Origin of the sequence: Acinetobacter sp. 1424608, from assembly GCF_000588255.1 — a bacterium.
Lineage (GTDB): Bacteria > Pseudomonadota > Gammaproteobacteria > Pseudomonadales > Moraxellaceae > Acinetobacter > Acinetobacter nosocomialis.
In genome coordinates, this window is the sequence record NZ_JFXL01000006.1 from 118,798 (window position 1) to 131,836 (window position 13,039).

General features: G+C 40.3%; 14 protein-coding genes. 9 read left to right on the top strand and 5 right to left on the bottom strand.

The features are described 5' to 3' along the window. Positions 1 to 10: 10 nt before the first annotated feature. The 6 genes from ispG (at position 11) to J678_RS12490 (ending at position 6,656) form a co-directional block, all read left to right on the top strand. Positions 11 to 1,126, top strand: coding sequence for a flavodoxin-dependent (E)-4-hydroxy-3-methylbut-2-enyl-diphosphate synthase (ispG, locus tag J678_RS12465; RefSeq protein WP_000572095.1), 1,116 nt, complete (start codon positions 11 to 13; stop codon positions 1,124 to 1,126). Continuing rightward, positions 1,123 to 2,415 (top strand): histidine--tRNA ligase, encoded by a 1,293-nt coding sequence (gene hisS, locus J678_RS12470; RefSeq protein ID WP_017393917.1) that lies wholly within the window; start codon positions 1,123 to 1,125, stop codon positions 2,413 to 2,415. Before ispG ends, hisS begins: the two co-directional genes overlap by 4 nt. Positions 2,416 to 2,443: 28 nt before the next feature. Continuing rightward, positions 2,444 to 3,142: a YfgM family protein gene (locus J678_RS12475; RefSeq protein ID WP_002053293.1), complete on the top strand. Its 699-nt coding sequence runs from the start codon at positions 2,444 to 2,446 to the stop codon at positions 3,140 to 3,142. Then, a complete protein-coding gene (gene bamB, locus J678_RS12480; protein WP_017393916.1) occupies positions 3,142 to 4,287 on the top strand; it encodes an outer membrane protein assembly factor BamB in 1,146 nt (381 codons plus the stop codon). The genes J678_RS12475 and bamB overlap by 1 nt, the downstream gene beginning before the upstream one ends. Positions 4,288 to 4,475: 188 nt before the next feature. Next, positions 4,476 to 5,885 (top strand): ribosome biogenesis GTPase Der, encoded by a 1,410-nt coding sequence (der, locus tag J678_RS12485; protein WP_002053398.1) that lies wholly within the window; start codon positions 4,476 to 4,478, stop codon positions 5,883 to 5,885. 114 nt (positions 5,886 to 5,999) lie between these two features. Continuing rightward, entirely contained in the window at positions 6,000 to 6,656 is a 657-nt protein-coding gene (locus J678_RS12490) for a 4'-phosphopantetheinyl transferase family protein (RefSeq protein WP_017393915.1), read from the top strand. A 71-nt stretch (positions 6,657 to 6,727) separates the two neighbouring features. On the opposite strand, the gene secB is transcribed toward J678_RS12490, so the two are convergent. The 4 genes from secB to rsgA all read right to left on the bottom strand — a co-directional run bounded on the left by secB (position 6,728) and on the right by rsgA (position 9,055). Continuing rightward, the gene (gene secB, locus J678_RS12495) at positions 6,728 to 7,186 is read right to left on the bottom strand and encodes a protein-export chaperone SecB (RefSeq protein ID WP_031982311.1); all 459 of its coding nucleotides are present in this window, start codon (positions 7,184 to 7,186) and stop codon (positions 6,728 to 6,730) included. A 27-nt stretch (positions 7,187 to 7,213) separates the two neighbouring features. Further along, complete coding sequence (gene grxC / locus J678_RS12500; RefSeq protein ID WP_000729828.1) at positions 7,214 to 7,471, bottom strand: glutaredoxin 3; 258 nt, start codon at positions 7,469 to 7,471, stop codon at positions 7,214 to 7,216. A gap of 11 nt (positions 7,472 to 7,482) precedes the next feature. Beyond that, complete coding sequence (locus J678_RS12505; protein ID WP_000443006.1) at positions 7,483 to 7,899, bottom strand: rhodanese-like domain-containing protein; 417 nt, start codon at positions 7,897 to 7,899, stop codon at positions 7,483 to 7,485. A 97-nt stretch (positions 7,900 to 7,996) separates the two neighbouring features. Then, positions 7,997 to 9,055 carry a ribosome small subunit-dependent GTPase A gene (gene rsgA / locus J678_RS12510; RefSeq protein ID WP_017393914.1) on the bottom strand — a complete coding sequence of 353 codons (1,059 nt, stop codon included), beginning with the start codon at positions 9,053 to 9,055 and terminating at the stop codon, positions 7,997 to 7,999. Between the two features lie 125 nt (positions 9,056 to 9,180). Here rsgA and orn point away from each other — a divergent pair, with 125 nt between their 5' ends. The 3 genes from orn to J678_RS12525 all read left to right on the top strand — a co-directional run bounded on the left by orn (position 9,181) and on the right by J678_RS12525 (position 11,573). Continuing rightward, entirely contained in the window at positions 9,181 to 9,747 is a 567-nt protein-coding gene (gene orn / locus J678_RS12515) for an oligoribonuclease (RefSeq protein ID WP_002053300.1), read from the top strand. 154 nt (positions 9,748 to 9,901) lie between these two features. Continuing rightward, positions 9,902 to 10,633 (top strand): Bax inhibitor-1/YccA family membrane protein, encoded by a 732-nt coding sequence (locus tag J678_RS12520; RefSeq protein ID WP_002053496.1) that lies wholly within the window; start codon positions 9,902 to 9,904, stop codon positions 10,631 to 10,633. Positions 10,634 to 10,769: 136 nt separating this feature from the next. Beyond that, positions 10,770 to 11,573: an enoyl-ACP reductase FabI gene (locus J678_RS12525; protein ID WP_002027450.1), complete on the top strand. Its 804-nt coding sequence runs from the start codon at positions 10,770 to 10,772 to the stop codon at positions 11,571 to 11,573. A 67-nt stretch (positions 11,574 to 11,640) separates the two neighbouring features. Here the strand turns inward: J678_RS12525 and J678_RS12530 are convergent, their stop codons facing one another. Beyond that, entirely contained in the window at positions 11,641 to 13,035 is a 1,395-nt protein-coding gene (locus tag J678_RS12530) for an efflux transporter outer membrane subunit (RefSeq protein ID WP_079377331.1), read from the bottom strand. Positions 13,036 to 13,039 lie beyond the last annotated feature (4 nt).

A 13,039-nucleotide genomic window follows, 5' to 3' on the forward strand; every position in this document is an offset into this window, starting at 1 on the left:
GAGCGATACAATGATAGAGAACCCAATTAAACGTCGACCAACACGTAAAATCCGTGTTGGTTCGGTCTATGTCGGTGGCGATGCACCTATTAGTGTGCAAAGTATGACAAATACCGAAACTTGCGATGTTGACGCAACTGTGGCTCAGATTGAGCGTTGTGTTGATGCAGGTGCAGATATTATGCGTGTTTCAGTGCCTTCTATGGAAGCTGCTGAAGCCTTTGGTGCAATCCGTAAGCGTGTTTCAGTTCCATTAGTAGCTGATATCCATTTTGACCATAGAATTGCTTTGGCAGTTGCAGATTATGGTGCGGACTGCTTGCGTATTAACCCGGGCAATATCGGTTCAGATCAGAAAGTTCGTGAAGTTGTGGCTGCGGCACGTCATCACGGGATTTCTATGCGTATTGGTGTGAATGCGGGTTCTCTAGAAAAAGATTTACAGAAAAAATATGGCGAGCCTACAGGGCAGGCACTTCTTGAGTCAGCTTTACGTCATATCGATATTTTAGACCGTCTAGATTTCCATGAGTTTAAAGTCAGCGTAAAAGCATCAAATGTGTTTTTAACCATGGATGCTTATCGTTTGCTTTCTCAGCAAATCGACAATCCATTGCACCTTGGTGTGACTGAAGCTGGTATTTACCGTACAGGTACTGTGAAATCAGCGATTGCTCTTGGTGGATTATTGATGGAAGGTATTGGCGATACCATGCGTATTTCGCTTGCTGCTGAACCAGAAGATGAAATCAAGATCGGTTTTGACATCTTGAAATCGCTTGGCCTACGTTCTAACGGTATTAACTTTATTGCTTGTCCAAGTTGTTCTCGCCAAGAATTTAACGTGATTCAGGTGATGCAAGCCTTAGAAGAGCGCCTAGAAGATATACGTACGCCAATGGATGTTTCAGTTATTGGTTGTAAGGTAAATGGCCCAGGTGAAGCAAAAGAAGCAGATATCGGGGTTGTTGGGGCTGCGCCTCGTTCACTGGTTTATCGTAATGGTGAGAAAAGCCATTTAATTGATACCAATCAATTGGTTGATGAAATCGAAACTATGGTTCGTCAACGTGTTCAAGAGCTTGAAGAAGCTAAATCTAAAGAAATTATTCGTAGTTCATCATGAGTTCAATTGTCGCAATCAAAGGTTTTAATGACGTTTTACCAACGCAAACAGCAGCGTGGAGACGTCTCGAGCAGCATTTAGCATCGTTAATGGATGCTTATGGTTACCAACAAATTCGTTTGCCGATCGTTGAACAAACGGGACTGTTTAAACGTGCTATTGGTGATGCGACCGATATCGTAGAAAAAGAAATGTACACCTTCTTCGATAAAGGAAACCCACCTGAGTCACTGACTTTACGTCCGGAAGGAACAGCGGGCTGTGTTCGCGCGTTGGTTGAACATAACTTGTTGCGTGGTGCTACGCCACGTGTGTGGTATATGGGACCTATGTTCCGTTATGAAAAACCACAAAAAGGCCGTTACCGCCAGTTCCATCAGTTTGGTGTGGAAACTTTTGGTGTGGCAACTCCTGATATTGAAGCTGAAGTTATCTTAATGACAGCTCGGTTATGGAAGCGTATGGGCGTTGCGCATATGGTTCAACTTGAGCTGAATACTTTAGGTGAAAAAGATGAACGTACAGAATATCGTAATGCTTTGGTTGCCTTCTTAAATGAACATAAAGATGCTTTGGATGAAGATTCACAGCGCCGTTTAACAACAAACCCATTACGTATTTTAGATTCTAAAATTGAATCGACTCAGAAAATTTTGGAAAATGCGCCGAAATTAAATGACTTTTTAAAAGAAGACAGTCTAAACCACTTCCAGCAATTACAAGATTATTTGACTGCTGCTGGCGTTAAATTTGTAATTAATCAAAAACTGGTTCGTGGTTTAGATTACTACAATAAAACTGTTTTTGAATGGACAACAACAGCACTTGGGTCGCAAGGTACAGTGTGTGGTGGCGGTCGCTATGATGGCTTGGTTGGTCAGCTAAAAGGTAAGGCAGACCAATCTGTACCCGCTGTTGGCTTCGGTATGGGGATGGAGCGTTTATTGCTTCTGATTGAGCAAGTTGAAAAAGCTGAAATTGTACGTGATTGTGAAGTTTTCTTGGTAGCAGAGCCAGCTTATCAAGCTAAAGCATTGGTTTTGGCAGAACAATTACGTGATCAGTTAGAAGCTGCGAATAGTAATATTCGTATTAAAACAGGTTCACAGGGTAGCATGAAGAGTCAGATGAAAAAGGCTGATCAGGCTGGGGCCGTTTACGCCATGATTTTGGGTGAACGTGAATGGGAAGCACAGCAGCTTGCTATCAAAGAGTTGGCAACAGCTGAGCAGACACAAGTTGCACTAGCTGAACTCGTACCATTCTTAATTGAAAAATTTACAAAATAAACTGAAACATCTGGAAAAGGACAATCACATGAGCTTAAGTGATGAAGAACAATTCGACAGCTTAAAGTCGTTCGCCAAAAAATATGGTTCTGCCATGATTAGCGGGATTCTCATTGCATTGATTGCCTTTTTCGGGTGGGAATATTGGCAAAAAAGAAACCTTGCAACAAGTCAGACAGAAACTGCAAAAGTACAGCAGTTAATGGATGAAGCAAATGCAACAGCCGATAATCCAAATGCTTTAGCTTCAATAACAGCATCGGCAGATAAACTTGTAAAAGACGATATTGATTCAGTTCAGGCGATACAAACTCAATTTGTATTAGCAAAGCTTGCATATGAAAAACAAGATTATGCTGCTGCTGAAAAAGCTTTGAAAAAAGTTGAAAACTCAAAAGTAAAAGATGAAGGACTGATTCAGGTTGTAAAATTGCGTTTAGCAGATGCACAATTAGCGCAAAACAAATATGATGAAGCTCTAAAAACCCTGTCTGGTAATGTCGATCCGGCATTTAAAGCAACAGTAGAAGAGTTACGTGGTGATATCTTTGTTGCTAAGAAAGATATTGATTCTGCTAAAAAAGCATATCAAGCTGCATGGGATTCGTTACTGGAACGTAAACAAGAGCGACAAATTTTACAAATTAAACTCGAAAGTGTTGGCGTTTTAGTTGAAGATCCACAGATTGAGCGCCCAATTTTGGAAACACAGGTGGAAGAGTCTTAATGAATCAGAAATTCAAACTGCCTTTGGCAATTGCAATCGCATCGGCTGTATTGGTCGGATGTTCTAGCAACAAAGTAAAAGAAGCAAAACCAAATCCACTACCGAAATTGACTGAGTCAAATAAGAGTTTGGTGCCCGTGTTTTCACGCAGTGTTTCTTCTACGAATAAGGCAGATCCATTACGTTTACAACTTGACGCTAGCGAAGGTGTTGTTTTTACCCTTGACCCTAAAGGTGAAGTTGCTGCATACCGTGGTAAACAACGTCTTTGGGAGAAAAAAGTTAGTAAATTGGGCTTAAGCTCTGGTGTTGAAGCAGCTGAAGGTATTGTTGTTGTGGGTAACAGCAAAGGTCAATTATTTGCTTTAGATCAAGCGACAGGTGAACAAAAATGGACTGCACAATTATCTGGTGCATTATTAAGTCCTTCTTTAGTTCAATCTGGACGTGTGATTACGATCGCAAACGACGGTACTGTATTTGCACATGATGCGTCATCAGGACAACAAGTTTGGGCATACAAATTGCCAAACGTTCAGTTCAGTTTACGCGGTCAACCATCGCCAGTAAGTCTTGACCCACGTACTGTTTTAATTGCTTCTGCAAATGCATATGTTTATGCAATTGATACGATCAGTGGTATTCCACGTTTCCAACGTCGTGTTGCGGTAAGTGAAGGTCGTTCTGATATTCAACGTCTAATTGATATTGATGGTGATCCGGTTGTTGCAGGCCAACTTATGGTTACAACCAGCTTCCAAGGTCAAGTCACAGTGACTGATTTGGCTTCTCAACGCGTAGTTTGGAGTGAAGATTCAAGCAGCACCAAACGTCCAGAAGTTTATGACAATAAAGTATTTGTTTCATCAACTGATGGCAAGTTGACTGCTTATGATTTATCTACAGGCGAGAAGCTTTGGGAAAATGATAGTTTGTTGAATCGTCATTTAAGTAACCCTGTTGTGTTGGGATCGGACCTTATTGTTGGCGATTTGGATGGTGTTTTACACCTGATCGACCCAGCAACTGGTAAATTGGTAGGTCGTTCTAAAACAAGTGGTGAGGTCAATACTTTACGTGTTATTGAGAATCAACTCTACGTTTCGACCCGAAAAGGCGATTTAAGTATTTGGCAGAATCGTTAATTTTGTTCGCTTGTGCTAAAATAGCCGCTTAACAAATTACGCTGTTAAAAAATATCGGGGTGTTTGAATTAAATCAGTTCAAAGCCCCGTCTTTTATTATGGTCATATCTGACCTTAAAATATATCTCCTGTACTGTTTCTAATGCTCATGCCATGAGATATGGCTGGGCTTGAATTAAGGTTATTGTATGAAACCCGTTATTGCGCTCATTGGTCGTCCGAATGTCGGAAAATCAACGTTATTTAACCAGATTACCAAGAGTCGTGATGCACTTGTAGCCGACTTCGCGGGTCTGACTCGTGACCGTAAATATGGTGATGCGACTTATCAAAATAAGTCTTTCATTGTTGTTGATACGGGTGGTATCGGTGAAAGTGAAGGCGGTATCGATAACTACATGGCCGAGCAGTCAAAAACAGCCATCAACGAAGCAGATATTATTATTTTTGTGGTTGATGCACGTGCCGGATTGTTAGCTTCTGATGAACAAATCGCTCGTGAACTTCGTACGTTAGGCAAGAAAATTTATCTTGTTGCGAACAAGGTAGATGGTGTACATGCTGAAGCTGCTTTAGTTGAGTTCTATAAACTTGGTATGGGTGAACCATTACAAGTTGCAGCGAGTCATGGTCGTGGCGTTCAGCAAATGCTTGAAGATGTGCTTCAAGATGTTCCTGAAGATGAAAACCCAGAAGAGCATGATAAAGATACTGGTTTACGTTTAGCCATTATTGGTCGTCCAAACGTGGGTAAATCAACGTTGGTAAACCGTTTACTTGGTGAAGACCGTGTAGTGGCATTTGACCAACCGGGTACAACTCGTGATTCTATTTACATTCCTTTTGAACGTGAAGGCCGTAAATACACTTTAATTGATACAGCGGGTGTACGTCGTAAAGGTAAAGTTGATGAAATGATTGAGAAGTTCTCAATTGTGAAAACTTTACAGGCAATGAAAGATGCTCACGTTGTAGTGGTTGTCGTTGATGCACGTGAAGGTATTGTTGAGCAAGACTTACATTTAATTGGCTATGCGCTTGAAGCTGGTCGTGCCATGGTGATCGCCATTAACAAATGGGACAACATGAGCGAGTACGACCGTAAACAATGTAAGCTTGACGTTGAACGTCGTTTTGACTTCATTCCTTGGGCAAAAATTCACTTAATTTCTGCTTTACATGGAACAGGGGTAGGTGAGTTATATCCTTCTATACACCGTGCTTATGAGTCTGCAAATTTAAAAGTTTCACCAGCAAAATTAACTCAAATTTTGAGTGATGCGACAGAAGCTCACCAACCGCCAATGATTAGTGGTCGCCGTATCAAAATGCGTTATGCGCATATGGGTGGACAAAACCCACCGACTATTGTGATTCATGGTAACAAGGTTGATAAGACACCTGCGGACTACCGTCGTTACTTAGAAAACGTGTTCCGTAAAGTGTATAAACTTGAAGGTACGCCAGTTCGTATTGACTTTAAAACTTCTGAAAACCCGTTTGAAGGTCGTAAGAGTCAAGTTGATGAACGTACAGCTGCGCGCCGTCGTCGTTATATTCAGAAATTCAAAAAAGCGGAAAAGAAATTTAATCGTTAATCTGTATAAACGTAAAAAAGCCCAAAGTATTCTTTGGGCTTTTTATTATATGGTTTAATAAGTTATTGGTATTTTTATATTAGCTTTAATCCTTAATTAGATGGATTTAAAAAAATGAATGATAGGAAAATTGAAGTTTATATAGGAAAGCTCAATGAGTTTTTAAAACAAGAACAGCAAGACTTTCCTGACTTTCGTACATTTAATAATTATAAAAAGCAGCAAATACAGCACACTAAAAATAATTTATTAGCTCAAAAGCTAAATGTAAATCCAGAAGATTTATTATTTGCTAAACATGAGTATGGCAAACCTTATTTGTTAAATCATACGTTGCATTTTAACCATTCACATAGCCAACAATATTATGCTTTAGCGCTAAGTGAGCGAGTTAAAGATATTGGTATAGATGTTGAAGAACTTGACCGTAAAGTACGTTTAGATAGTTTGGCACAACATGCTTTTCATACTGATGAATATGCAACATGGCAAAATCTAGAACAAGATAAAGAGTATTGGTTTAAAGTCTGGACCACTAAAGAAGCTGTTTTAAAAGCATCGGGCCTTGGTATACGTTTAGATTTAAATACTTTAAACACTCAAGCACACCCTACAAATCATGGCGGATTATGTTCGCATGAACTTATTGGAACATTTGCTTATCAAAACTTTATCTCAGGTAACATGATTTTAACGGTCGCATGGCGTTCCGAGCAGTCTTGCCGCGGGTTTCAGTTTCCTTCTATTCAGCTTCATCCATTTGAAAGATAGAGTGTGCCAAATAGCACGTATAAAAAAACCGCGAATTACGCGGTTTTTTGAGTTGAGAGCAAGCTATAAAATTAAGCTTGACCTTCAACAGCAGCAGCTTGAGCACGTTCCATATTTGCTTCGAACTCTGCATCAAAGTTGATTGGAGTAAGAAGTAATTGTGGGAAGCTACCCTTAGTAACTAAGTCGTTTACAGCTTCACGTAGGAACGGGAACAAAATGTTCGGGCAGTATGCACCCAAAATGTAAGGTAAGCGGTCTTCTTCGATATTATCGATTAAGAAAATACCAGATTGAGTTACATCTACGATGAATGCTGTTTCATTGTCGTTATTGGCTTTAACCACAACTTTTAAAGATACTTCAAAGTGAGTTGGGTCAATCTTTTCAGCAGCAGAAGAAAGATTGATGTTAAGTTCAGGTTGCCATTGTTTAGTAAAAACTTGTGCCCCTGGAACCTCAAAAGAAATATCTTTTGTATAAATACGCTCTAAAGCTAATTGTGGTTGAACTTGTTGTTCTTCGCTCATTGTTTTTTCCTTAATATGGATGCGATGTTAAGCCAATAATTCGTCGAGTTTACCTTCACGCTCTAAAGCATAAAGTTGGTCAAAACCACCGATAAACTGATCATTAATAAAAATTTGTGGAACAGTACGATGATTTGTACGTTGCATTAATTCAGCACGTACTTCTGGTGCCTCAACAGAAAGATTTACTTCTTTGTAAGCAACACCTTTACGCTCAAGTAATTGTTTCGCGCGAACGCAGTACGGGCATACAGAAGTTGAGTAAACAATGACATTTGCTGCCATAACAATTCTCCTTAAGCTTTTGGTTTGCTTTTAACGAGAGGTAAGCCTTGAGCTTTCCAGTTACTGATACCACCATCAAGGCGATAGCTGTCATGGTGAGCAACTTTCTGTAAAGCGCTACCAGCAACTTGCCCTAGGTTGCAAATAAATACCAATGGACGGTCACTTGCTTTTAATTCATCAGCATGACTTGCAATTTGGCTATAAGGAATATTGCGGCTACCACTAATGTGACCTTCGCGGAAGTCTTTGCTATCGCGTAAGTCAATCAAAAGAGCATTTTTCGCTTTCACTAAAATACCAAGCGACTGTGGAGAAATTTTACGACCGTTACGTTGACCTTCAAAAATGAAGAACAATACGATCAAGACTCCGAGTGTACCAAACAAAATGGGGTGATTCCCCATAAACTCTAACCAGCGTTCCACAAGTCACCTAAAAAAATTAAAAACAAAATTGACCTAGAGTATAGCGTATATAGATGGTGATCAAAATCACCACTTCAAGGGCAAAAGGGGTAGAAAATTAGTTTTTTTGCTGCGCTTCTTGAATCTCGTCGATTAAACGTAAGAAGCTATCTAAGCGTCGCGGCAAAATTTCACCTGCTTCAACAGCCTGTTTTAAGCCACAGTTCTTTTCATGAGTATGCGTGCAGTTACGGAACTGACATGAACCTAAATGCGCTTCAATTTCAGGAAAACCCATACGAATTTTATCTAAATCGAGATGCCAAAGCCCAAACTCGCGAATTCCCGGCGAATCAATTAAGGCGCCATTTTTACCAAAGTTGATTAAGCGCGTAGAAGTCGTGGTGTGTTGTCCAAGTGCCGAGTTTTCAGAAATGATATTGGTTTTCTGCTCGGCATCTGGAATGAGCACATTAATAAGTGAGCTTTTACCAACACCTGACTGGCCTACAAAAGCTACTGTCTCACCATCAAGTCGTTGAGATAATGCTGAAATATCACCTTTAGAATGACAAATAATGACTTCATAACCTAAATTTTCATACTCTTTGAGCATGTCGAGAATCGGATCATTTTCAGTGAGTAAATCCGATTTATTTAGTACTAGAAGAGCAGGAATATTTGCATCTGCACATGCTACTAAATAGCGATCAATTAAAGTCGGTGCCGGTTCTGGAAGCGGAGCAAAAACAATAACGATTAAACTAATATTGGCTGCTACAGGCTTTACTTTATGATAGCGATCTGGACGAGTAAGTAATGAAGTACGAGGGTGAATTGCAGTAATAATCCCTAAGCCTGTGTTAGGGTCTGCTTGCCACTTCACTCTGTCACCCGTGACTAGTAATTCAAGATTTGTACGAGTGTGGCAACGCCAAATACTTTTTAGTTCAATCGGTTTCCAAAATGGTTCTGGTTCGCCTTCGGCAACTTGAGGTTTTTCTGGGTGATGCTCGGGTACAGAAAGTGCCTGTACTTCAAGTTGACGGCCATAGTGCTGCACAACCAGCCCATCTAGATCTTGTGAAGTATCGACTTCTTCTTGGCGAGTTTTATGCTGTTTTTCAATACGACGTTGCTGTTGCTCAGTTAAACGACGCTTACGAATTAGAGCCATTCATATCCCAAAAAAACCATTGTTTGAAGACCGCAAAAATAGCACGAAGCTGGTATGGAATTACAGCGCAGAAGCAAGAAATTTGCTACTATTGATGTTTTTACGGCATTTTAGAACGTACATACATGAGCAGTACTTTAAATACACGATTAATTTGGATTGATCTGGAAATGACCGGTTTGGATACCGACAACGACCAGATTATTGAAATCGCAACAATTATTACAGATGATCATTTAAATGTACTTGCCGAAGGTCCGGTTTTGGCTATTCATCAACCTGATCGTATTTTAAATGCAATGGATGAGTGGAATACGCGTCAGCATGGCCAGTCAGGTTTAATTGAACGAGTTCGTCGTAGTAAATTGACAGCTCGTGATGCTGAGTTACAGACTTTAGAATTCTTAAAAAAGTGGGTAAATCCAAAAGTTTCACCAATGTGTGGTAACTCGATTTGTCAGGATCGCCGTTTCTTGCATCGTCTTATGCCTGAACTAGAGCAGTATTTCCACTATCGTAATCTCGATGTGTCTACGATCAAAGAACTCTCAAAACGCTGGCGCCCTGAAATTATGAGCGGTCTGAAAAAGAATGCATCACATTTAGCTATGGATGACATTCGCGATTCAATTTCAGAGTTGAAATACTACCGCGAATATTTTTTCATTATGAACACTGATGGTAAAGATTGATTACGTTGTTCAAGTCATATGAAAGGGGGCAGTAGCCTCCTTTTTTATTGCTTATAAGACATGGTTACAATAATACCAAGGGGTAATTTGGCTTTCATATTCATTTTGCTTAAAATGATGTTTTAAGTTTATTTATTATAAAAAGAGAGCATTTATGCAAAGTAATAACCCGATACTGACTCGCGTTGAAACGGTCAGTGACTACAGTCAACCAATGACCGTGCAAGGTGCGATTCAAAAATCTGTGATGTTGACTATCATTGCTGCTGCAGTGGGTGTCGCTTTATTTTTCTATGCAGCCTTTACTGCAAATGTTGGTATTGCTTACGCAGCTTCAATTGTGGGTGCAATTGGTGGCTTGGTTTTAGCTTTAATCACAACGTTTAAACCAACGACTGCGCCAACTTTAGCAATTCCTTATGCTTTATTCGAAGGGGCATTTATTGGAGGTATTTCTTTTACTTTCCAGTTGAAATATCCGGGCGTTCCGCTTCAAGCCTTATTAGCAACTTTCGTTACCACTTTAGTGATGTTTGGTCTATATAAGTTCCAAATTATACGTGCAACCGAAAAGTTCAAATCAGTTGTAATTTCGGCATCTCTAGCAATCTTTATTGTATTTATTGTACAGATGGTGATGCGTTTAGCGTTTGGTTCAAGCATTCCTTATATTTTTGAAAGCAACTGGTTGGGTATTGGTTTTGCTGCATTTGTTGCAGTCATTGCTTCACTTAACCTGATTTTAGATTTTGACTTGATCGAAACCAATGCAGCATACCGTGCTCCAAAATTCATGGAATGGTTGTGTGGTATTGCCTTACTTGCAACTTTAGTTTGGATGTATATCTCGTTCTTACGTCTACTTGGCTTATTGTCTGATGACTAAAAATGAGATGATAAAAAGTCGCTCCTATGTAGGGGCGATTTTTTTTCGTGCGATTTTTGAAAAAAGATGCATTATGCAATTTCGAAAAATGTTGAATATTGGCATTATGCTGGAAATTGTTTTGAGTGAGATCGGCATGACACAAGGACTTTTAGCAGGTAAACGCTTTTTGATTGCAGGCGTTGCTAGTAAATTATCAATTGCTTATGGTATTGCACAAGCATTACACCGTGAAGGTGCTGAGCTTGCATTTACTTATCCAAACGAAAAATTAAAAAAACGTGTAGATGAGTTTGCTGAGCAATTCGGTTCTAAACTTGTGTTTCCATGTGATGTTGCCGTTGATGCTGAAATTGATAATGCATTTGCGGAACTTGCAAAACATTGGGACGGCGTAGATGGTGTTGTACATTCAATCGGTTTTGCACCTGCACACACGCTTGACGGTGACTTTACTGACGTGACTGACCGTGACGGTTTTAAAATTGCTCATGACATTAGCGCATACAGCTTTGTTGCAATGGCTCGTGCTGCAAAACCTTTATTACAAGCTCGCCAAGGTTGTTTATTAACTTTGACTTACCAAGGTTCTGAGCGCGTTATGCCTAACTACAACGTAATGGGTATGGCAAAAGCTTCTTTAGAAGCTGGTGTTCGTTACTTAGCATCAAGCTTAGGTGTTGATGGTATCCGTGTAAACGCGATTTCTGCGGGTCCAATCCGTACTTTAGCTGCTTCTGGTATTAAATCTTTCCGTAAAATGTTAGATGCTAACGAAAAAGTTGCACCATTAAAACGTAACGTAACCATTGAAGAAGTGGGTAACGCAGCGTTATTCCTATGCTCACCTTGGGCTTCAGGTATTACTGGTGAAATTCTATATGTAGACGCTGGTTTCAATACTGTCGGTATGAGCCAATCTATGATGGATGATGAATAAGTCTTAAGATTTATTCAAATAAAAAAAAGCCGTAGTTGAAGGACTACGGCTTTTTACTGGGCGCAAGTTATTGTGGCAATTCTTTTACAGGTGAACCACCTAATGCCTGCATGAGGGTGACATAAGCGTTGTATTGGCTTTGTTTGGTTTCAACAAGACTCAAGCGCGCAGTACGTGTTGTTTGCTGGGCATCGAGAAGTGTTTTTAACGCAACAGCGCCATAACGGTAACGTACTTCGGTTAAACGTTCGGTTTTTTCTGCAAGTTGAAGATTACGCTCTTGCAGTTCTACTTGTTTGTCGAGTTCTGTACGGCTTGATAACGCATTTTCTACATCAGCAAAAGCCTGATAAAGCGTTTGGCGATATTGAATAATCGCTTTTTCATAATCAAGATTACTAATCGCGATATCTTTTTTCATATCGTTATATTGCAAAAATGGCAAACTCAAACTTGCCCCAAGCGTGAGGGCAGGGTTGCGTAATAACTCGGTTAACGATGTGCTGCTTGAACCTAAACTACTGGTTAAGCTAATAGACGGATAGTAACTTGCTTTGGTCGCATCTTTGGTTGCCAGAGCCTTTCTTAAACGAAGCTCGGCTGCTTGCAAGTCAGGGCGGCGTGACAAAATATCCGCCGGTAAACCTGCACCAATAGCAGGAAGCGCTGTACGTGGTAAACGCTGTGGTTCTTGGATGTTGAGTTGCTGTACTGGCTCATGCAATAACACTGCAATGGCTGTACGTGTTTCCACAAGCTGTTGTTCAATTTGGCTTAAACTTGCTTTTTGGCTTTGAACAGACTGCTCGGCTTGCGTAAGGTCTAAGCCTGAAACTGCACCTGCTTTATACTGAGTTTGAACTAACTGATAAAGCTTTTGTGAAGTGGCTAAGCTCTGCTGTGCAGTTGCATAACGTTCATTTAAGTAGCCCAGTTGCCAGTAGAGTTTCGCTGTAGTGGCAATCAGACTTTGACCTGTAGACTGTAAGTCTTGTTCAGTCGCTAAAGCTTCCCATTTACTTGCTTCGGTTTGACGAGCAAGCTTGCCAAACAAATCAAGTTCATAACTTACGCCTGCACTTAGCGAAAGTCCTGCTGAGCTGTCATCACCTGAATTTAAATCGAAACTATGACCTGTAGAAACTTTTGAATTGGTACGCAAGCCTTGTTGATTTGCAGTTAAATCAGCTTTCAAGCGAGCTTGCTTTAAGGTAATTCCCGCTACAGCTAAATCGCTATTACGCTCTAATACGTTGTTTACGAGTTGGTTGAGCTGTGCATCTCCAAACAGTGTCCACCAACGGTCAGAGTATTGTTCAACTGATGCTGTTTTAGTTTTAGTCGTATCGTACTGAAAACTACCCGGAACCTGTACAGACGGTGCTTGGTAAGGCGTTTTAACCATTGCTGCACATCCCACAAGAGAACTGCTGAGGAGAAGTGCTGCGCTAAGTTTAGTCATTGAA